The 18,784-nt window shown below is 71.7% G+C and carries 19 protein-coding genes and 2 pseudogenes; 6 read left to right on the plus strand and 15 right to left on the minus strand.

Going from position 1 to position 18,784, the window contains the following annotated elements:
• Nucleotides 1-40 precede the first annotated feature (40 nt).
• The 3 genes and pseudogenes from gap to ABZ453_RS39345 all read right to left on the minus strand — a co-directional run.
• Complete coding sequence (gap, locus tag ABZ453_RS39335) at nucleotides 41-1,039, minus strand: type I glyceraldehyde-3-phosphate dehydrogenase (RefSeq protein WP_359022959.1); 999 nt, start codon at nucleotides 1,037-1,039, stop codon at nucleotides 41-43.
• A 124-nt stretch (nucleotides 1,040-1,163) separates the two neighbouring features.
• The gene (locus tag ABZ453_RS39340) at nucleotides 1,164-2,120 is read right to left on the minus strand and encodes a helix-turn-helix domain-containing protein (protein WP_359022961.1); all 957 of its coding nucleotides are present in this window, start codon (nucleotides 2,118-2,120) and stop codon (nucleotides 1,164-1,166) included.
• A 14-nt stretch (nucleotides 2,121-2,134) separates the two neighbouring features.
• Nucleotides 2,135-2,915: pseudogene (locus tag ABZ453_RS39345) on the minus strand (hypothetical protein); the annotation flags it as partial.
• A gap of 200 nt (nucleotides 2,916-3,115) precedes the next feature.
• Between ABZ453_RS39345 and ABZ453_RS39350 the strand changes: the two are divergent.
• Nucleotides 3,116-3,571 carry a hypothetical protein gene (locus ABZ453_RS39350; protein ID WP_359022963.1) on the plus strand — a complete coding sequence of 152 codons (456 nt, stop codon included), beginning with the start codon at nucleotides 3,116-3,118 and terminating at the stop codon, nucleotides 3,569-3,571.
• Nucleotides 3,572-3,601: 30 nt separating this feature from the next.
• Here the strand turns inward: ABZ453_RS39350 and ABZ453_RS39355 are convergent, their stop codons facing one another.
• Nucleotides 3,602-4,603, minus strand: coding sequence for an LLM class flavin-dependent oxidoreductase (locus ABZ453_RS39355; RefSeq protein WP_359022965.1), 1,002 nt, complete (start codon nucleotides 4,601-4,603; stop codon nucleotides 3,602-3,604).
• A 96-nt stretch (nucleotides 4,604-4,699) separates the two neighbouring features.
• Here ABZ453_RS39355 and ABZ453_RS39360 point away from each other — a divergent pair, with 96 nt between their 5' ends.
• From ABZ453_RS39360 to ABZ453_RS39370, 3 genes and pseudogenes are all read left to right on the plus strand, one after another.
• Nucleotides 4,700-5,374, plus strand: a complete 675-nt coding sequence (locus tag ABZ453_RS39360; protein ID WP_359022967.1) for a hypothetical protein — start codon at nucleotides 4,700-4,702, stop codon at nucleotides 5,372-5,374.
• A gap of 14 nt (nucleotides 5,375-5,388) precedes the next feature.
• Nucleotides 5,389-5,724, plus strand: a pseudogene (locus ABZ453_RS39365) (nucleotide disphospho-sugar-binding domain-containing protein); the annotation flags it as partial.
• A gap of 56 nt (nucleotides 5,725-5,780) precedes the next feature.
• Nucleotides 5,781-6,272 carry a hypothetical protein gene (locus ABZ453_RS39370; RefSeq protein WP_359022969.1) on the plus strand — a complete coding sequence of 164 codons (492 nt, stop codon included), beginning with the start codon at nucleotides 5,781-5,783 and terminating at the stop codon, nucleotides 6,270-6,272.
• A 31-nt stretch (nucleotides 6,273-6,303) separates the two neighbouring features.
• Here the strand turns inward: ABZ453_RS39370 and ABZ453_RS39375 are convergent, their stop codons facing one another.
• Nucleotides 6,304-6,519, minus strand: coding sequence for a dodecin (locus ABZ453_RS39375; RefSeq protein WP_359022971.1), 216 nt, complete (start codon nucleotides 6,517-6,519; stop codon nucleotides 6,304-6,306).
• 291 nt (nucleotides 6,520-6,810) lie between these two features.
• Between ABZ453_RS39375 and ABZ453_RS39380 the strand changes: the two genes are divergently transcribed.
• On the plus strand, nucleotides 6,811-8,010 hold the full coding sequence (locus ABZ453_RS39380) for an extracellular solute-binding protein (RefSeq protein ID WP_359023059.1): 1,200 nt from the start codon (nucleotides 6,811-6,813) through the stop codon (nucleotides 8,008-8,010).
• A 12-nt stretch (nucleotides 8,011-8,022) separates the two neighbouring features.
• Here ABZ453_RS39380 and egtD read toward each other — a convergent pair whose 3' ends face one another.
• From egtD to egtA, 4 genes are read right to left on the minus strand one after another with little or no spacing between them, the layout of a single operon-like run.
• The gene (gene egtD, locus ABZ453_RS39385) at nucleotides 8,023-8,985 is read right to left on the minus strand and encodes an L-histidine N(alpha)-methyltransferase (RefSeq protein ID WP_359022973.1); all 963 of its coding nucleotides are present in this window, start codon (nucleotides 8,983-8,985) and stop codon (nucleotides 8,023-8,025) included.
• Nucleotides 8,982-9,773: an ergothioneine biosynthesis protein EgtC gene (gene egtC, locus ABZ453_RS39390; protein WP_356765253.1), complete on the minus strand. Its 792-nt coding sequence runs from the start codon at nucleotides 9,771-9,773 to the stop codon at nucleotides 8,982-8,984. The genes egtD and egtC overlap by 4 nt, the downstream gene beginning before the upstream one ends.
• Nucleotides 9,773-11,092, minus strand: coding sequence for an ergothioneine biosynthesis protein EgtB (gene egtB, locus ABZ453_RS39395; RefSeq protein WP_359022975.1), 1,320 nt, complete (start codon nucleotides 11,090-11,092; stop codon nucleotides 9,773-9,775). Before egtB ends, egtC begins: the two co-directional genes overlap by 1 nt.
• Complete coding sequence (egtA, locus tag ABZ453_RS39400; RefSeq protein ID WP_359022977.1) at nucleotides 11,089-12,390, minus strand: ergothioneine biosynthesis glutamate--cysteine ligase EgtA; 1,302 nt, start codon at nucleotides 12,388-12,390, stop codon at nucleotides 11,089-11,091. The genes egtB and egtA overlap by 4 nt, the downstream gene beginning before the upstream one ends.
• Nucleotides 12,391-12,679: 289 nt before the next feature.
• Between egtA and ABZ453_RS39405 the strand changes: the two genes are divergently transcribed.
• Nucleotides 12,680-13,504: a TIGR02452 family protein gene (locus tag ABZ453_RS39405; RefSeq protein ID WP_359022979.1), complete on the plus strand. Its 825-nt coding sequence runs from the start codon at nucleotides 12,680-12,682 to the stop codon at nucleotides 13,502-13,504.
• Nucleotides 13,505-13,744: 240 nt separating this feature from the next.
• On the opposite strand, the gene ABZ453_RS39410 is transcribed toward ABZ453_RS39405, so the two are convergent.
• From ABZ453_RS39410 to phoU, 6 genes are all read right to left on the minus strand, one after another.
• Complete coding sequence (locus ABZ453_RS39410) at nucleotides 13,745-14,191, minus strand: type II toxin-antitoxin system PemK/MazF family toxin (protein ID WP_359022981.1); 447 nt, start codon at nucleotides 14,189-14,191, stop codon at nucleotides 13,745-13,747.
• 44 nt (nucleotides 14,192-14,235) lie between these two features.
• Nucleotides 14,236-14,448: an antitoxin gene (locus tag ABZ453_RS39415; RefSeq protein WP_359022983.1), complete on the minus strand. Its 213-nt coding sequence runs from the start codon at nucleotides 14,446-14,448 to the stop codon at nucleotides 14,236-14,238.
• 190 nt (nucleotides 14,449-14,638) lie between these two features.
• A complete protein-coding gene (locus ABZ453_RS39420) occupies nucleotides 14,639-16,126 on the minus strand; it encodes an SPFH domain-containing protein (RefSeq protein ID WP_359022985.1) in 1,488 nt (495 codons plus the stop codon).
• Nucleotides 16,127-16,305: 179 nt separating this feature from the next.
• Nucleotides 16,306-16,524 carry a hypothetical protein gene (locus tag ABZ453_RS39425; protein ID WP_356765265.1) on the minus strand — a complete coding sequence of 73 codons (219 nt, stop codon included), beginning with the start codon at nucleotides 16,522-16,524 and terminating at the stop codon, nucleotides 16,306-16,308.
• Nucleotides 16,525-16,550: 26 nt separating this feature from the next.
• Complete coding sequence (locus ABZ453_RS39430; protein ID WP_359022987.1) at nucleotides 16,551-17,969, minus strand: amidase; 1,419 nt, start codon at nucleotides 17,967-17,969, stop codon at nucleotides 16,551-16,553.
• 105 nt (nucleotides 17,970-18,074) lie between these two features.
• The gene (phoU, locus tag ABZ453_RS39435; RefSeq protein WP_359022989.1) at nucleotides 18,075-18,749 is read right to left on the minus strand and encodes a phosphate signaling complex protein PhoU; all 675 of its coding nucleotides are present in this window, start codon (nucleotides 18,747-18,749) and stop codon (nucleotides 18,075-18,077) included.
• Nucleotides 18,750-18,784: the final 35 nt, after the last annotated feature.

Genomic DNA, 18,784 nt, shown 5'->3' on the forward strand with positions numbered 1-18,784 from the left:
GCGGGGTGGGCAGGGGGGTGGCATGGGTGTTGACGGGTCGTCAGCCGGCCGCGAGCAGCTCCAGCGTGTCGATCACGCGGTTGGAGAAGCCCCACTCGTTGTCGTACCAGGCGACCACCTTGACGTGCCGGCCGTCGACGCGGGTGAGCGCCGAGTCGAAGATCGAGGAGGCGGGGTTGCCGGTGATGTCGGAGGAGACCAGCGGGTCCTCGGAGTACTCCAGGATCCCGGCGAGCGGTCCCTCGGCCGCCGTACGGTAGGCCGCCAGCACGTCCTCGCGCGTCACGTCACGGGCGACGGTCGTGTTGAGCTCGACGATGGAACCCACCGGCACCGGCACCCGGATCGAGTCGCCCGACAGCTTGCCGTCGAGGCCCGGCAGCACCAGACCGATGGCCTTGGCGGCGCCGGTCGTGGTCGGCACGATGTTGACGCCCGCGGCCCGCGCCCGGCGCGGGTCGCGGTGCGGCCCGTCCTGCAGGTTCTGCTCCTGCGTGTAGGCGTGCACGGTCGTCATGAAGCCGTGCTCGATACCTGCGAGTTCGTCGAGCACCGCGGCGAGCGGAGCGAGCGCGTTGGTGGTGCAGGAGGCGTTGGAGACGACGGTGTGCAGCTCCCGATCGTAGGCGTCGGTGTTGACGCCGTACGCGAGAGTGACGTCCGCGCCGTCCGAGGGGGCGCTGACCAGCACCTTGCGCGCGCCGGCGTCGAGGTGGGCGCGGGCGGCCTTGGCGGAGGTGAAGCGGCCGGTCGCCTCCAGCACGATGTCGACGCCGAGCTCGGCCCACGGCAGCTGGGCCGGCTCACGCTCGGCCAGCACCCGGATGCGCCGGCCGTCCACGACGAGGGTGTCCCCGTCGACGGTGACCGGGCGGCCGAGGCGGCCGGCCGTGCTGTCGTAGGCGAGCAGGCGCGCCAGAGCCGTGGGCTCGGTGAGGTCGTTGACGGCGACGATCTCGAGAGTGCTGTCGCGTTCGAGCAGGGCGCGCAGCACGTTGCGTCCGATGCGGCCGAATCCGTTGATGGCGATGCGCGTCATGAGGGGTGTTCCACCTTTGAAGTCGTCCCTTGGGTTCGCCCCCAGGGTCGCTCGCGGCATCCGTCCGGGACAGCGGCGCGATCGCCATGGTTCAAAAGGATCCCGCCAGGCCGGCCGCGACAGGTCACTCGCCTCGTGCGAAGGTGTGCCGGTACTCGCTGGGCGTGGTGCCGAGGATCCGCTGGAAGTGCAGCCGCAGGTTCGCCCCCGTACCGAGCCCCACGTCGGCCGCGATCTGCTCGACGCTGCGCTGCGAGCGTTCCAGCAGCTCACGGGCCATGTCGATGCGGGCGCGCATCACCCACTGCATCGGTGTGTAACCGGTGTCCTCGACGAAGCGCCGGGACAGGGTGCGCGCCGACACCCCCGCGTGCCGGGCCAGCACGTCGAGGCTCAGGTGCTCGTCGAGCCGGCGCAGCGCCCACTCCCGGGTGGCGGCGAAGCGCTCACCCAGCGGCTCGGGCACACTGCGCGGCACGTACTGCGCCTGACCGCCGCTGCGGTAGGGGGCGGCGACCAGGCGCCGGGCGGCGTGGTTGGAGGCGGCCACGCCGAGATCCCCGCGCAGGATGTGCAGGCACAGGTCGATGCCGGAGGCGGCCCCGGCCGAGGTGAGGACGCTGCCCTCGTCGACGAAGAGCACGTTCTCGTCGACCTTGACGCGCGGATGCTTCGCGGCGAGCGCCCGCGTGTAGTGCCAGTGCGTGGTCGCGCGTCTGCCGTCGAGCAGTCCGGTGGCGGCGAGGGCGAAGGCACCGGTGGAGATGGCCGCGAGCCGCGCGCCCCGCTCATGGGCGGCGATCAGCGCGTCGACGACGGCCCGCGGTGGATCCTCGCGGTCCGGGAAGCGGTATCCGGGGATGAACACGATGTCGGCCCACGCGAGCGCGTCGAGGCCGTCGGCGACGGAGTACGACAGCCCGTCGCCGCCGTTGACGAGCCCCGGTGCCGCCCCGCACACCCGCACCTCGTAGGGCATGCTCGCCCGCGTCGTGAAGACCTGGGCGGGAATCCCGACGTCGAGTGGCTTGGCACCCTCCAGCACGAGGACGGCGACACGGTGGAGACGGGAGGCTGACACGGGGACAGGGTACGAGGCAGGTCAGGCCGGGCCGCCGCACCGGACACGCGCCGCGGCGGCGGGTCGCGGGGTCGGCAGGCTTGTGTCGTTCGTCGACTCGGCCGCAGCCTGCTGCCGCCGCAGACCGGACAGGGAGCGCTGGTAAGGAAGCGTTCCGCCCGGGCGCGCAGGGTCGCGCTCCTGGAGTCCGAGAAGGTCTTCATGACATACCGGTGGGCGCTCATGTACGTGCCCTGGTACGGCCGTTGGATACGGTCCGCGTCCCGCACCGGGTGCACGGTGACGACCGGCTGTTCCTCGGTGAACAGGATCCACTCCCGCTGCTCGGCGGGCAGTGCACGCCAGGGCCGGTCCACGGCGTGGCACTCCGGGCAGGCTCCGACGGCCGTGTTGGGGGAGAAGGAGTCGGAGTCGAGGCGCTCGGCGGGTAGTCGCCGGCGCGGGAGAAGAGCATGCGCGGCGAGTTGGAGAGTTGGTGACCGTGCCGACGCAGGAGCGGGAGGTCGGCGCCGAGCGGCGCTGTTCGAGCGAGACCGCCGGCGGCAGCCCCGTGATCTCGCCGACCTTGGGCGCGCCCGCCTGGTGGATCAGCCGGCGGGCGTACGGGGCGACCGACTCGAAGTAACGCCGCTGCGCCTCGGCGTAGATCGTGCCGGACGCCGGCGAGGACTTCCCCGACCGGGACACCCCCGTGAACACCGCCACCACGTCCCGGGGAATGTCGACGTCCACGCCCTTGACTTTGTGCTCCCGGGCTCCGCGGACACGGACGTACGGGTCGTGTGGGCTCGACATGCGGGGACTCCGTACGGACGTCGACCAGGGCGGGACAAACTCCGTAATTCTATGCGAGCGACGCACGCGACGGCCGTGCCCTGCCCGAGCACGGGCATATTCGGCATGGCACCCGGTCTGAGGTGTCACGATTCAATTATCTTGGCGGCGGGGAGACGGCTCTCGCAGAGAGGGCTGTCTCACGGAAGGAGTTCCGCACCATGCCGATGTTCGGCAGACGTGAGAGAAGCGAAGAGGCCTTCGGCGAAACGCGGAGGTCGGCGTTACGGGCCTTCGCGATCTCCGACGAGGACCTGCGCACCCTCGAACGCGTCACAAGCCACGCGCGCACGCAGCTTCTGCGGCTCAGCGACAGTGACCTGGAAACGATCGACAACGGCAGCGGGTACCGGCTGATGCCGCTCATGTACCAGCGCGCCGGCGCGGCACGCGTCCTCGGCCACCCGGGCATACCCATGCTGGTCACCGAGGTGGGCAACGTGCAGGCCGCGGTGCTCAACCTCGAGTCGTACCAGGGCGATCCCATGCTGGTGCTCGAGGGCTACGACCTGCTCAACAGACTCACGCTCCTTGCCGAACTGGCCCACGTACCCGAGGAGATCGGCGGCGTGGTCACCCTGCCGAACGAAACACCGGGCGCCCCCGCCCACCGCTGAGGGCGGCCAGGATCGGCAACTGCCCAGTGACTACTGGCGGGCGAAGATTCCGGCCAGGCTCCGGTAAGAGTCCAGCAGGGCCGTCCGGTCGTGCGTGCTCGTCGTCACCAGGACCTCCTGGGCTCCCGTCTCCTTCAGGACCGTCTCCAGCTCATGGGTGACCTGCTCCTCGGTCCCGGCGAGATGGCCGGTGAGCCCGGACTCGTAGAAGCCGCGTTGCTTCTCGGTCATCGTCAGCGCCTCGACGCGCTCGGCGGGCGGCAGGGGCGGGAACGTGCCGTGCGTGCGCGAGTACGCCATCGACCAGGCCTCCGGAATCAGCAGCCGCCGCGCCTCCTCCGGCGAGCCGGCCACCGCGATCGTGCCCGAGATGACGACGTACGGCTCCCGGGCCCAGGAGGAGGGGCGGAACCGTTCACGGTAGTGATCGATGCCGCGCTGCATCTGCTGCCTGTTCCGGAGGTCGCCGATGACCATCGGCAGACCGGCGCGGGCGGCGATCGCGGCGCCCTCGCCCATCGCCAGCACGAAGGGCGGCACGGACAGCCCCTCGGCGGGGCGCGCGTGTACGCCCGTGGGGGACGATCCGGTGAACCAGCCGAGCAGTTCCTCCAGTTGGCCGGCGAAGTCCTCGGCGTCCCCCTTGTCGCGGCCCAGCGCCCTGCGCACCCCGTCGGTGAAGCCCACCGACCGCCCCAGCCCCATGTCGATCCGGCCCGGGAACAGCGACTCCAGCACCCCGAACTGCTCGGCCACGACGAGGGGTTGATGATTGGGCAGCATCACACCACCGGTGCCTACCCGTATCGTCCGAGTCGCCGCCGCGACGGCGGAGGCCAGCACGGTCGGCGCGGAACCGGCGACCCCGGGCACGCCATGGTGCTCCGACACCCAGAAGCGGTGATATCCCAGCCCCTCCAGCTCCCGCGCCAGCCGCACGGTGTCCCGCAGCGCCTCCGCGTCGGTGTGCCCCTCGCGGGTCCGGGAACGGTCGAGAACGGAGAAGCGGGTCCGGGCGATCAGGGAGCTCATACAAAGCTTCAACGCCTGACGGACCCCAGGATTCCTGCCCCTGCTCCGACGCGCGGAGATGAAATCGATTGGGTCGGGAGCGGCCGGCATGGTCCGATGCTCGTTGTGAAACAGCGGGTGCACATCCACGGAGTTCGGCTGGGGAGCAACGAGTTCCGGGTGGTCCGGGCCGACTCGACCCCGGCCCGACTGGCCTTGCGCGACGACCGTCACTGGCTGTCGATGTACGCGGACCGGCCGGGCGCTGCCTCACTCGTCGCCCTGTGGGCCTTGGCCGCCCGGTCCGCCCATTCGCTGGTCTACCTGCCGATCCGGGCCAACCCGGTCCCTGACGGCGTCATGAGTGAGGGGGAGCCGGTCTCACTGGACCTGGTGCTGGTCCACCACAGCCTGCGGTTCCCGACCGCCTCGTGGAAGCAGATCCGGGCACGGCTCGGCGTGGGCAAACCGCACACGACGGCCACCCCGGCCGAGGACTTCCCCGACGAGAGCGCCATCGACTACGCGCGGCGACACCACCCGGCGTACCGCGACCACCTCGCATTCCACATCGCCGCGCACACGCTCTTCGTCGTGGGCAGTTCCACCGCGTTCCGCGAGTACGGCACCGCGCTCCGCGGTCTCGTCGACGAGGCCCCGTCCTATCTCCACCGCCATCCGAACGCGGGGCATTTCTGCGTGGAGATCAATCCGGGCTCCTGGCCCGTACGGACCCGTCGCCATGTACCTGGAAGCCTGCACATCCAGTACTCCAGCACCTGGCAGATCTGAGGGCCCCCGAATGAGGCGAGGTCAACCACCAGGCCCTGTTCGGCCGGGTCGCGGCCGTCGTGCACCATGGAGGCGCGGGCACCACGCAGACGGCCGCCCGGGCCGGGGCGCCCCAGGTGATCGTCCCCCAGATCGTGGACCAGCCGCGCTGGGCCGCCCGCGTCGCCGAACTGGGCATCGGCGCCGCCCACGACGGCCCGACACCGACCGTCGAGTCCCTCTCCGCCGCCCTCAAGACGGCCCTGACGCCGGAGACGCAGGACCTCGCGAGGTCCGTGGCCGCCAGGGTCCGCACGGACGGAGCGAAGGTGGCCGCCCAGCTGCTGCTCGACGGGTTTCCGGACGCCTGAGCAGGCCGGCCACATGCGGGCGTGAGTGCCGGAAGGTGTCTGCCTAAGGTGGGGGCGTGACCGACAGCAGTGATCGTCCCCTCGCCGTCTTCGACCTGGACAACACCCTCGCCGACACCGCCCACCGTCAGCGCTTCCTGGAGCGCAGTCCGCGGGACTGGGACGCGTTCTTCGCCGCCGCGCCGCAGGACCCGCCGCTCGTGGAGGGCATCGCGCTGGTGCTGGAGAGCGCGAAGGAGTGCGAGGTGGTCTATCTGACGGGGCGGCCCGAGCGCTGCCGCCGGGACACGCTGGCGTGGCTGACGGCGCAAGGGCTGCCGGAAGGGCGGGTGTTCATGCGGCGCGACGACGACCGCAGGCCCGCCCGGCGTACCAAGCTGGAGATCCTCCGCCGTCTCGCCCGTACCCGGGAGATCCGGGTGTTCGTGGACGACGACGAGCTGGTGTGCGAGGACGCGGAACGGGCCGGGTTCCGGGTCGTATGGGCACGCTGGACCGCCCCCTCCGCGGCGCTGAAGAAGGCGCAGGAGGGGGAGGGGCGTACCTGAGGTTCGGGGAAGGCCCGGTGAAAGCGGTCCGTCAGTCGGACTCGTCGAGCCGGAATCCCACCTTCAGGCCCACCTGCCAGTGCGCGATCTCTCCCTCCTCGATCTGGCCGCGTACCTGCACCACCTCGAACCAGTCCAGATTGCGCAGCGTCTGGGAGGCTCGGCTGATGCCGTTGCGGATGGCCTGGTCGACGCCGTCCTGCGAGGTGCCGACGATCTCGGTGACCCGGTAGGTGTGGTTCGACATGCGGGTGCTCCTCTCCGTACGCCCCTGATGACCGGAGCGTCACGTGTGTCGCGCGTCACTCCACCGTGCCCCAAGCTGCGGCGGAGCGCGAGACGTCCGGTTACTTGCCACGGCGCCCCTTGACGCCCGGTATTGGTCCATACCAAACTCCCGGGCACGCCCGTACGAGCTACCGCTCGTCCCCCCACGCCGGGACCTTCGCCCTGTCCGTCAGACAGAACAGGACCCCCCGTGAGACGTCGAAGCCTTCTCTCCCTCGCCTCCCTCGGCCTGCTCGGCGGGTGCGGATTCATGCCGGGCGGGGGAGGCAGACGCACCGTCACCGTGTGGCTGATGAAGGACAGCGCCTCGCCGGACTTCCTGCACCGCTTCACCGAGGCGTTCGAGCGCGACAACGGCCATTTGCGCCTGGACATCCGCATCCAGCAGTGGAGCGGCATCGGCCAGAAGGTCCAGCGCGCGCTCGACGACGACTCGGGCACCGGCCCCGACGTCATCGAGGTCGGCAACACCCAGGTCCCGCAGTACGTCGAGGACGACCGGCTGCTGGACCTGACACTGGAGTCGGCCCTGCACTGGGGCAGCCGCGACTGGCTGGCCGGCCTCGCCGAGCCGGGGCAGCTCATGTCCCACCAGTACGGCATCCCCTGGTACGCGGCCAACCGTGTCGTCATCTACCGCAAGGACCTCTTCGCGAAGGCCGGCATCACCTCCCCGCCCCGCACGCACGACGAGTGGCTCACCGTCACCGAACGCCTCAACTCCCGTGGTAATCAAGGCATTTACCTCGCGGGACAGGACTGGTACACCCTGGCCGGCTTCATCTGGGAGGAGGGGGGCGGCCTGGCGGACGACGGAGGCAGCGACGGCGCCGGCTGGCGGGGCTCGCTGGACACCCCGGCCGCCCTGCGCGGCATGGACTTCTACCGGCGCCTGCAGGCACTCGGCGACGGTCCGACCGGCGCCGACGAGGAACACCCGCCCCAGGCCGGCGTGTTCGCCAAGGGGCGGGTCGCACAGATCATCGCGCTGCCCGGTCTGGCCCGCACCGTCGTCCAGCAGAACCCCGGCCTGCAGGGCAGGCTGGGCTTCTTCCCGGTGCCGGGCAAGGTCGCCGGGCGGCCCGGCGCCGTCTTCATCGGCGGCTCCGACCTCGTCGTACCGAACAACACCCGCGACCAGGACGGCGCGGTGGCCGTCGTCGCCGCGCTCACCGGCGCCCGGTGGGACACCGAGCTGGCGCGCGCCATGAACTACGTCCCCAACAAGAGGTCCCTCGCCAGGCACGTCGCCGGTGAGGAGGGGGTCGCGGCCATGGCGGCCGGTGCCGCACGGGGCCGGGCGACCCCCGCCACCCCGCAGTGGGGCGCGGTCGAGGAGGACAACCCGATCAAGCAGTACATGACGCGGGTGCTCACCGGCGCGGACCCGGCGACCGAGGCCCGCAAGGCCTCCCGGCGCATCACGGCGGTCCTGAACCGCCTGGACTGAGGAGTCCGGCGGTCAGCGCACCACGCTCAGCGACAACGCGAACCGCCCTTCTTCGTCCGTCCACCAGTGCTCCAGATCCAGCCCCGCGGAGGCCAGTTCGGCGCGGATGCCCTCCTTGCGGAACTTCGCCGACACCTCCGTGCGCAGCTCCTCGTCCTCCGCGAAGTCGACGGCGAGATCCAGTGCCGGGATCTTCACCGTCTGGGTGGTACGGGAGCGCAGCCGCATCTCGATCCACTCGTTCTCCCGGTCCCACAGGGCCACGTGGTCGAAGGCGCCGGGATCGAAGTCGGCGTGCAGTTCCCGGTTGACGACGGTCAGGACGTTCTTGTTGAAGGCTGCCGTCACCCCGGCCGCGTCGTCGTACGCCCGCACCAGCACCTTCTCGTCCTTGACCAGGTCCGTGCCGAGCAGCAGCGCGTCACCGGGGGAGAGCAGGGAGCGGATCGCGGCGAAGAACGCGGCCCGTTCGACCGGCAGCAGGTTGCCGATCGTCCCGCCCAGGAAGGCGATCAGCCGGGGACCCGGCGTGTCCGGCAGGGCCAGACTCGCCGTGAAGTCGGCGATGAGAGCGTGTACCTGGAGCCCCGGGCGTTCGGCGATGAGCGCGTGCCCGGCCTGCGTGAGCGCGCTCTCGCTGACGTCCACGGGGACGTAGGTGTGCAGTTCGCCGAGCGCGTCGATGATGTACCGGGTCTTCTCCGAGGAGCCGGAGCCCAGTTCGACGAGCGTACGGGCCCGGGTCGCCGCGGCGATGTCGCCGGCGCGGGCGACGAGGATCTCGCGTTCGGCGCGGGTGGGGTAGTACTCGGGCAGTTCGGTGATCTGCTCGAAGATCTCGCTGCCGTGGGCGTCGTAGAACCACTTCGGCGGCAGGGTCTTCGGCGTGCCGGCCAGGCCCTGCTGGACGTCGGCGCGCAGGGCGGCGTCGGTGGCGTCCTCGGGCAGGGTGCGGGTGAGAAGGAACGGACTCACGTACGGGGCTCCTTCGACGGTGCGGTGGCCAAGGTCTCGCTCGGCTCCTTCAGAGGGGTGAGCAGCACGTCGGTGCGGCTCGCCGCGAGCAGGGTGCGGTCGGGGACCTCCTGCCAGTGCGGATCGTCGTCGTAGGGCTCGGAGGCCACGACGGTGCTGCGGCCGGGGGAGGTGAGATACCAGAGGGTGTCGCCCCAGGCGGTGGCGGTGATGGTCTCGCCGTTGGTGAGCAGCAGGTTGAGCCGGGAACCGGGGGCCGCCTCGGCGACCTCCAGCACGGTGTCGGCCAGCGCCTGCCCCTCCTCGTCGCCGGCCCGCAGCCGGGCCAGGACCAGCGCCCAGACGAGCGCCGAGTCGTTGCGAGCTTCCAGGGACAGCACGTCGACCGCGGGCAGGCTCTCCACCAGCGGCGCGAGCGACCGCGGCCAGCCCTTGACGGCACCGTTGTGGCTGAACAGCCAGGGCCCGGTGGCGAAGGGGGCCGCCGCGGCCTCTGCGTCGGCGCCCGAGAGGGTCGCGTCGCGTACGGCGGCCAGCAGCGCGCCGGTGCGGATCACCCGCGCGAGGTCCGCGAAGGACAGGTCCGCCCAGATGGGTCCGGCCCGCCGGTAACGGGCCGGCACCGGGTCGCCCTCGGCATACCAGCCCACCCCGAAACCGTCGGCGTTGACCGTCCCGTACCGCTGCCGCCGGGGCTCCCAGGACTGGCGGTACAGGCTGTGCGCGGGCTCCACGAGGAGCCGGCCCAGCGGCTCCTCGGGGCCCAGATACGCCAGATGACGGCACATCAGACGTCTCCCGCGGACCGGGCGGTGCGGAACCCGGAGAAGATCTGCCGCCGGATCGGGTAGTCCCAGTTGCGGAACGTGCCCCGGCAGGCCACCGGGTCCACGGCGAACGAGCCGCCGCGCAGCACCTTGTACTCCGGTCCGAAGAACACCTCCGAGTACTCCTTGTACGGGAACGCCTCGAAGCCCGGGTACGGCAGGAAGTCGCTCGCCGTCCACTCCCACACGTCACCGATCAACTGCCGTACGCCGAGGGGCGATTCCCCGGCCGGGTAGCTGCCCGCCGGGGCCGGGCGCAGATGCCGCTGGCCGAGGTTGGCGTGCTCCGGGGCAGGGTCGGCGTCGCCCCACGGGTAGCGCGTCGAGCGGTTCCCGGCCGGATCGTGCCGGGCGGCCTTCTCCCACTCGGCCTCGGTGGGCAGCCGCCGCCCGGCCCAGCGGGCGTACGCGTCGGCCTCGTACCAGCACACGTGGACGACCGGCTCGTCGGGCGGCACGACCTCGGTGACGCCGAAGCGGCGCCGCAGCCACTGCTTGCCGTGACGGCGCCAGAACAGCGGGGCGGTGATGGAGTGTTCGCGGATGTGCGCCCAGCCCTCCGCCGTCCACCAGCGTTCGTTGTCGTAGCCGCCGTCGTCGATGAACGCCTGGTAGGCGCCGTTCGTGACCGGTGTGGTGTCGATGTGGAAGGAAGCCACCTCGCGCCGGTGCGCGGGGCGTTCGTTGTCCAGCGCCCACGGCTCGCTGGAGGTGCCCATGGTGAACGGGCCGCCGGGGACGAGGACTTCGGCAGGCCCGGTGGACAGCGGGACCGGCTCCGGGTCGGGAGCCGTCAGGGCCTGCGGACCCTTGCGGAGCTGATGGGTGATCAGCATTGTCTCGTCGTGCTGCTGTTCGTGCTGGGCGATCATCCCGAAGGCGAAGCCGGCCTCCGTCAGCCGAGTGCCGTGGAAGTCGGCGCGCTCCAGCACGTCCATCACCCGCCCGCGCACCTCGGCCGCGTAGGCGCGGGCCTCGGCGGGCGGCAGCAGCGGCAGCGAGGGCCGCTCCGAACGCGGGTGCTCGAAGGCGTCGTACAGGCCGTCGATCTCGGGACGTATCGCCTCCCGGCCGGCGACGCCCCGCAGCAGCCACAGCTCCTCCTGGTTGCCGATGTGGGCGAGGTCCCACACCAGCGGGGACATCAGCGGCGAGTGCTGGGCAGTGAGGTCGGGCTCCTCGACGCAGCTGGTCAGCAGCGTGGTGCGGTCGCGCGCGGTGATCAGGGTGGTCAGGGCCCGCTCACGGAGCGTCTCGGCGTCGATGGCGGGGTCGGTCATGTGCGGAGGTCCTTCCCGTGGGTGCGCCCGGCCGTGTCGTACACACGATCGAGCAGCTCGTCGGCCGGGGTGCGGCCCTGAACGACATAACGGTCCCGGTACGCCGTGACGGCGGCCGTGACCTCGGGGGTGGCGCCGATCCGGGGCAGCGCCTCGATCGCCGCGGCGAAACAGGTGATAGCCGCCTCGTGCAGCTCGGGGTCCGCGAGACCCGAGCGGGCCGCGTCCAGCCACAGCGGGTTGTGCGGCGCGGGCAGTGCCATGGCCCGCTCGGCCAGGGGCTTCACCGTGCGGTAGGCGGTCTCGGCGGCCCAGGGGTCGTCGAAGAGCGCCGTGGTCACGGCGAGCGGGACGATCCAGCCGTCCTCGCCGGGCTGCGCGTCGATCATGCGCAGCTCCAGGAAACCGCGCGGTCTGACCGGCGGGAACAGGGTCGTGATGTGGTAGTCCAGATCGGCGCGGGTCGGCCGCCCGGACCTGGTCCATTCCCGGAAGGTCAGCCCCTCCGGAACGTCCCAGGGCCCGCCGTCGCGCCGTACGCACATCACCGGCGAGTCCAGGACGTGCCGGGCCCAGGCGGCACGCGGATCGCCCTCCAGCGGGGGTCCGCCCGCCCGGTCGGCGCCGATCTCCATCCAGGTCAGCTGCCGGGTGGAGCGCCAGCCCGTGGGCTCGCGGTCGGCCAGCGGCGAGTTGGCGAAGGCGGCCACCAGGACCGCGCCCAGCTGGTGCGCCAGCCACCAGCGCCGTCCGTGGCCGAGGGGACCGGGCTCCTCGTACCCGGCGTCCAGGCACACCTGCACCGACGCCGAGGTGCACATCATGCGGCGGCCGGCCGGACCGGTGCGGTCCAGGCAGGTCTCCATGGCGTCGTAGCGCGGCTCGTGCAGGAACCGGCGCGGGGAGTGCCAGGGGTCGTGGCCGATGCCGGCCAGGCCGAGACCGTGCCCGGCGAGCGCCGTACGGACGGCGTCGAGGTCGGCGGACACGATACCGATGCACTCCGTCAGGGAGGCGGCGGGCGGCGAGCTCAGCTCCAGCTGGCCGCCGGGCTCTATGGTGAGCGCCGACCTCAGGGGCACGGTCCGCACTGCGGCGTAGGCCGCTCGGAGTCGTTCGTGTGTCACGGGGAGCCGCGGGTCGCGCAGCTCGTGGACGAGCCATTCCAGTTCGACCCCGACGCCTCGGGGCGGGCCGGTCTTGAAACATATGCCCCGTACCAGGGCCTCCACCTCGGCTTCGGTGAGGGCGGTGCGAGGCTCCGTACAGTCGCTGCAGTCGGTCGCTGAATCGGACATGTCGGATCCCTTCTGAGGTTCCACCGTGCCGTCGACCGGAGCGCCGGGGCGCCCGGACGGCGACACCCGTCCCACCCAAAACCCTCGCGTCGATTCGCACAAGGGTGCGTACCGGCACGTTCCGACTCGGTAATCTCCTCGATCCGTGTGTTTCCTGCGGTTTTCCAGGGTGTTCACGGGAGCGGAAAACTCCGTTGCACCGCATGTCCAGCATCACCCAGGATGCGTTCATGAGCACGACGGGGGAGCGCGCACGGGGTGCGCACATGGCGCCGACGGGGGTGGCGCCATGAGCGCGCGCCTGCGCGGCATCGCACACGAGACCGAGCAGATCGTGGCGGCGGGCACGTATCGCGCGCCCGACGGACGCGAGGTGTCCATCGCGGCGGCGGTGGCGGCGGCCCGAGCCGGTACGGCCATGTACGGGCCCGATCCGATACGGACACCGCGGGCCGTTTCCGCCGAGACGTTCTTCGAGGTAACCGGCGAGAGCAGTCCGGAGGCGGCCCGCCGGGTCGGCGGCGAGGTCGCGGTGCTGAACTTCGCCTCGGCCCGCAACCCCGGCGGCGGCTTCCTGAACGGCGCACAGGCCCAGGAGGAGGCTCTGTGCCGCGCCTCCGCGCTCTACCCGTGCCTGCTTCAGGCGCCGGAGTTCTACGAACACCACCGCGCCCACCGTGACCCGTTCTACACGGACCGTGTCATCCACTCACCGGCCGTCCCCGTCTTCCGCGACGACCGCGGCCGCCTGCTCGACGAGCCGTTCACCGCCGGCTTCCTCACGGCGGCGGCCCCGAACGCCGGCGTCGTCCGCCGTACGGCGCCCGAGCGGGCCGCCGAGCTGCCGCGGGCCCTGACGACACGCGCCGAGCGGGTGCTGGAGACGGCCGCGGCCCAGGGCTACCGCCGCCTGGTGCTGGGCGCCTGGGGCTGCGGAGTCTTCCAGAACGACCCGGCGCAGGTGGCGGGGGCCTTCCGCGCGCTGCTCGGCCCGGGCGGCCGCTTCGCCGGGACCTTCGAGCACATCACGTTCGGCATCCTGGACCGCACGGCCGGTCAGATGGTCACAGCGGCGTTCGTACGGGCCTTCCCGCAGCGCCGGCTCCAGCCGTAGCCGAACCCGCTTGTCGCGCGCCGGAAGCCGGCGAGTCCCCCGCAGACGGGGGATGCTGCGGGGGACCCACCCGGCTAGACGGACGAAGGACGGGCGGAGTTCCCGAGTCGGCGAGATTGTTCAGCCCGCCCGGCTGATCCGCATGCCGGGGCGGCGGCGGTGGTGGATGGTCAGACAGGCGAGGCCGCCGGCAGATCGCCCGGGGTCAGCCCTCTCGACGGTGTGAGGCAGGCAGCCGGGTCAGCTCCACCCGTAGCGTTCCGCGAGCCGCTGCCGCACCAGGTTGAACCGTCCCCGGTCGAGCGCACAGGCCTCGCGGCGCATTCCCTCCTCGTGCAGGCGCAGCACCCTGTCCACGTCGACCCATGAGTCACGCCCCGAGCGGTCCCAGGGCCCGCTGCCGATCGCGACCCACTCGCGGTCGTCGTCGTGCCGCTTGCTGGACAGCTGGACGGCGAGCAGGGTGCCGGTGGCCTCGCGGGCGACGACCAGGACGGGGCGGTCCTTGCCGCGGCCGTCGTTCTCCTCGAACGGCACCCACGTCCACACGATCTCGCCGGGGTCGGGGTCGCCGTCATGCGCGGGGGAGTACTCGGTACGCACCGCGCCCACCTGGCGCGGATCGGCGTCGGTGGTGGCACTGGAGCCGCAGCGGCCGGGAACGTTCTCATCGGTAAACGCAGTCACGCACGCACCTTAAGGTCTGTCCGCACGGCGGTGCGCGGGCAGGTTCAGTCGGAGGACTCTTCCGCGGCCTGTGCGCGCAGCCGCTCCACCAGGTCCTTGGCCTTCTCCACGCCGGTGTCGATCTGGTCGCCGTACTTGCCGTCCGTGCGGTCGTCGATGATGTCGCCCGTCTTCTCCAGCCCTTCTCCGATGGCCTCGCCGTGCGCTTCGGCGATGTCCTCCGCCTTGTCCTTGAGGTTCTTCAGGGGCTCGAACACGGGGCGTCCTCCTCGAGTCGCGGCCGTGACCGCGTGACCGGATACAGGGCGATGCTCGCCGGGTACGACGGCGGCGGACAAGAGGGCGCGTGATGCACACGGGGCACGAACCGCGAGCACCGGCGGCGCACACGGGCCGGGGGCCCTCGAAGCCGAGGACCCCCGGGTGTGCTGTGCGGACCCCCGTCCGCTAACCCTCCTTCTCCACCGGCACCTTCTGCGACGGCGGCGCCGCGATACCGTTCAGTGACGGGGAAGTGCCGTTCGTGGGCTGGGAGTTCTGGTTCATCGAGGCGAGCAGCTGGCGGGCGAGGCCAAGGCCCGTACCGCCCATGGTCAGTGCCTTGGCGAGCATGTCGGCCATGCCGTCGGCCCCGTTGAGCACCACCATGTTGTCGACGCTGCCGAAGGCGGACGCGCCCGCCTTCACGATCTCCGGCCAGTTCTCGGCCAGTTGCTGCGCGACGACGGCCTCCTGGTTCTCGGCGAGGGCGGCGGCGCGCGCCTTGATGGCCTCCGCCTCGGCGAGCCCCTTGGCCTTCGTCGCCTCGGCGTCCGCCAGACCCCTCGCCTGCGCGGCCGCCGCCTCGGCCTCACCCGTGGCCCGGGTGGCGGCCGCCGTGGCGGACCCCCGGGTCTTGGTCGCCTCGGCCTCGGCCCCCGCGGCCGTCTTGACCCGCGTCGCCTCGGCCGCCGCCGCGAGCTCCGTCTCCTTCGCCTTGGCCTGCGCCGCCGAGATCCGCGCGTCACGCTCGGCCTCGGCCAGCGTGCGCTTCTCGTAGGCCTTCGCGTCCGCCGGCTTGCGGACGTCCGCCTGCAGTTGCTGCTCCCGCCGGTGCGCCTCGAGTTCGGCGACCCGTGTCTCCTGGACGACGACCTCCTGCCGTGCGCCCGCGTCCGCCAGCGGACCGGCCTGCCGCGCCTTCGCAGCCGCCTTGTCCCGCTCGGCCTGGTAGCCGGCCTGCAGGATCTCACTGTCCCGGGTCGCCTCGGCCATCCGCGCGAACGACTGCTGCTCGGCCTCGGTGGCCAGCCGGTTCGCCTCCGCCTGGGCGATGCGGGCGTCCCGCTGGACGGCCGCCGCGTGCGGCATCGCCAGGTTCTGGATGTACCCGGTGGGATCCTCGATCTCATGGATCTGCAGGGAGTCGACGATGAGCCCCAGCTTCTCCATCTCCGTGCCGCAGGCGGCGCGGGTCTGCGCGGTGAGCTTCTCCCGGTCGCGGATCATGTCCTCGACCGTCAACCCGCCGACGATGGACCGCAGATGACCGGCGAACACGTTGTGCACCCGCTCCGCCATCAGCTTCTGCTGGTCCAGGAACCGCCGGGACGCGTTGGCGATCGACACGAAGTCGTCGCCCACCTTGAAGATGACCACGCCCCGCACCTTGAGCGGGATGCCCTGGTGGGTCACGCAGTCCACGTGCAGTTCGGTCTCGTTCAGGTCGAGCGAGAGCTTGCGCACCGCCTGCACCCCGGGCAGCACCAAGGTGCCCCGCCCGGTGACGATGCGAAATCCCATGCCCTCCTCCAAGCCCTCGGTACGGTGCTTGGAGCCGGAGATGACCAGCGCCTCGTTGGGTTCCGCGACACGCCACATCGCCTTGAACAGACCGATCAGAACGAGAATGGCGGCGACCACCACTCCCGCAACGACGCCGACAACCATCGGCATACGCCCCCTTTGCATGGTGCCCTCTCGGCACCGAACGAAGGGAGTGTGCTCCCGCGCGGCGCTGGGGTGAAGACGCCTGCGAATCCTTGTCGTTTTCTTGACGCACACCCCCTTGAACAGGCTCTCACCTGCGCGGGAGCGGGCTCACGTGTTGTCAGGGAGCCGGGCGAGGGGGCGGCTCAGACGTCGTACGCCTCGGTCACGTAGACCGTCCGCGGCGGCAGGTACTCCACCACCATCACCACCGTGCCCCGCTCGATGCGCGCCGTCCCGGTGGCCGGATACGCGAGGAAGTGCTCGGCTCCGCCGCGCACCCGTACGATCACCTCGCCGACCAGCCCGGGCCCGACCGTGCCGGTGACCCGCCCCATGAGCCCGACCATCGACGCATCGTCCATGGTCACAGGGTACGGGCCCGCCCCGCCTACGCCGCCGGTGAATCGGTGACGACCTGCGGCGGCCACGCCTGGTGCCAGCGCAACTCGGCCTCCGCCTGCGCCGCGAGCGAGATCAACAGCGGTTCGCTGCCCGCGGGGCCCAGGAGTTGGGCGCCGACGGGCAGTCCGTCGACGAACCCGGCCGGGATGTTGACGCCGGGCCAGCCCAGTACGTTCCACGGCCAGGCGTAGGGGCAGGCGGCGATCATCGCGCGGTCGGTGGCGAGCCCGCTCAGCGGCAGCATCGCGCCGATGCGCGGCGGTGGAGCGGCCGTGGTGGGCGCGAGGACGACGTCGTACGAGCGGAAGAACGCGCCGATACGACGGTGCAGTACCGCCTCCTGCTGCCGCGCCACCCGTAGCGGTGCCCCACCGAGCAGCCGCCCCAGCCGCGCGGCGTCGCGGGTGCGCCGGTCGAGGAGGGCGGGGAAGGGGGCCTCGCGGACGCGTTCGGCGAGGCCGACGGTCGCGCGGGGGATGAAGGTCAGCCCGATCTGGCCGTACGGCGGGTCGGCCTCTTCCACCAGGTGCCCCAAGGAGCCGAGTTTTTCGGCGAGTTGGACGACGCGTCGGCGCACCTCCGGCTGCAGGCGGGCCGGCAGGGCGGTGAACGGCGGCTTGAGGGCGAGTGCGATGCGCAGCCGGCCGGGATCGCGGCCGACCGCCTCGGAGGCGTCGATGCGGGCCGGGCGGTGGGGGTCGAGGTCGTGGTTGCCGCTCGCCGCGTCGAGCAGCAGGGCCGCGTCGGCGACGGTACGGGCGAGGGTGCCGTTGACGGTGATGCCCTGGAAGGACTCGCCGCGGGGCCAGGTGGAGATGCGGCCACGCTGGGGCTTGATGCCGATCAGGTGGGTCCAGGAGGCGGGGATGCGGACGGATCCGGCGCCGTCGGAGCCCAGTGCGGCGGGCACGAGCCCGGCGGCGACGGCGGCGGCCGAACCTCCGGAGGAGCCGCCCGGGGTGTACTCCGGATTCCACGGGTTGCGGGTCGCGCCGAACGCGGGGCCCTCGGTGAAGGGCCACTGCCCGAACTCGCAGGTGTTGGTCTTGCCGACGACGACGGCTCCGGCGGTCCGCAACCGCCGCACCGCCTCCCCGTCCTGGGCCACCGGCGGGAACGTCCCCTCGCACCCGAACGCGGTCGGCTCGCCGGCCACATCCATGTCGTCCTTGACGGCGACGGGCACGCCGAGCAGCGGTTTGCGGACGCCGGCGGCCAACTCCCGGTCCGCGGCGTCCGCTTCGGCGAGGGCGGCTTCGCCGCGTACGACCCGAAAGGCGTTGAGGGAGGACTGCGTCGCGTCGATCCGTGCCAGCGCCTGCTCGACGAGCGCACGGGAGGTCACCTCACCGGCGGCCAGCGCCCGTGCGGACTCAGCCAGTCCTGCGGCACGGTCGAGCGTCATGGGGCCACCTCCGGGAACGTCTGTCTACCGAACGGTAACGTCCGCGGACCCGTGGCGGTACGGAATCTCGAACATCCCTGCCCTGAGGGGGACTTGATCGAGCAGTCAGGGCATCAGGGGGGTGTCGGGGAGGTAGTCGTCGGCGCGTTCGCCCGTGACGAGGTAGACCACGCGGCGGGCGACGGAGACGGCGTGGTCGGCGAAGCGCTCGTAGTAGCGGCCGACCAGGGTGACGTCGACGGCCGTCTCGACGCCGTGGTGCCAGCGGTCGTCCATCAGGTGGTGGAAGATCATGCGGTGCAGCTCGTCCATGCGGTCGTCGTCCTGCTCGAGCCGCAGGGCCGCGTCGACGTCCTGGGTGATGAGCACGTCGGCGGCCTGGGCCATCAGCCGCTGGGCGAGCTGGCCCATCTCCAGGATCGTGGGACGAAGATCCTGCGGCACGGCGTGCGCGGGATAACGGCGGCGGGCCACCGTGGCGACATGCCGGGCCAGCACACCGCAGCGCTCCAGGTCCGCGCTCATCCGCAGCGAGGTGACCACCATCCGCAGGTCCGTGGCGACCGGCTGCTGGCGGGCCAGTACCGCGATCGCCCGCTCCTCCAGGTCCCGCTGCAGCTCCTCGATCCGCTCCTCGGTGGAGATCACCTGCTCCGCCACCTGCAGGTCGGTGTCGAGCAGGGCACCGGTGGCGCGCCCCATGGCCGAACCGACCAGGTTCGCTATCTCGACCAGTGCCTCGGTGATCGTCTCTAGTTCCTTGTGATACGCCTCGCGCATTGGATCTTCACCATCCCGTTCCTGGGCCCGTGCCA

It is taken from the genome of Streptomyces sp. NPDC005799 (assembly GCF_040630525.1).
In the GTDB taxonomy this organism is placed as follows: domain Bacteria; phylum Actinomycetota; class Actinomycetes; order Streptomycetales; family Streptomycetaceae; genus Streptomyces; species Streptomyces griseorubiginosus_B.

Coding starts and splice junctions, on each gene's coding strand:
- gap (WP_359022959.1), bottom strand. CDS start 1,039: ATGACGCGCATCGCCATCAACGGATTCGGCCGCATCGGACGCAACGTG.
- ABZ453_RS39350 (WP_359022963.1), top strand. CDS start 3,116: ATGCCGATGTTCGGCAGACGTGAGAGAAGCGAAGAGGCCTTCGGCGAA.
- ABZ453_RS39355 (WP_359022965.1), bottom strand. CDS start 4,603: ATGAGCTCCCTGATCGCCCGGACCCGCTTCTCCGTTCTCGACCGTTCC.
- ABZ453_RS39360 (WP_359022967.1), top strand. CDS start 4,700: ATGCTCGTTGTGAAACAGCGGGTGCACATCCACGGAGTTCGGCTGGGG.
- ABZ453_RS39375 (WP_359022971.1), bottom strand. CDS start 6,519: ATGTCGAACCACACCTACCGGGTCACCGAGATCGTCGGCACCTCGCAG.
- ABZ453_RS39380 (WP_359023059.1), top strand. CDS start 6,811: ATGCCGGGCGGGGGAGGCAGACGCACCGTCACCGTGTGGCTGATGAAG.
- egtC (WP_356765253.1), bottom strand. CDS start 9,773: ATGTGCCGTCATCTGGCGTATCTGGGCCCCGAGGAGCCGCTGGGCCGG.
- egtB (WP_359022975.1), bottom strand. CDS start 11,092: ATGACCGACCCCGCCATCGACGCCGAGACGCTCCGTGAGCGGGCCCTG.
- egtA (WP_359022977.1), bottom strand. CDS start 12,390: ATGTCCGATTCAGCGACCGACTGCAGCGACTGTACGGAGCCTCGCACC.
- ABZ453_RS39405 (WP_359022979.1), top strand. CDS start 12,680: ATGAGCGCGCGCCTGCGCGGCATCGCACACGAGACCGAGCAGATCGTG.
- ABZ453_RS39420 (WP_359022985.1), bottom strand. CDS start 16,126: ATGCCGATGGTTGTCGGCGTCGTTGCGGGAGTGGTGGTCGCCGCCATT.
- ABZ453_RS39425 (WP_356765265.1), bottom strand. CDS start 16,524: ATGGACGATGCGTCGATGGTCGGGCTCATGGGGCGGGTCACCGGCACG.
- ABZ453_RS39430 (WP_359022987.1), bottom strand. CDS start 17,969: ATGACGCTCGACCGTGCCGCAGGACTGGCTGAGTCCGCACGGGCGCTG.
- phoU (WP_359022989.1), bottom strand. CDS start 18,749: ATGCGCGAGGCGTATCACAAGGAACTAGAGACGATCACCGAGGCACTG.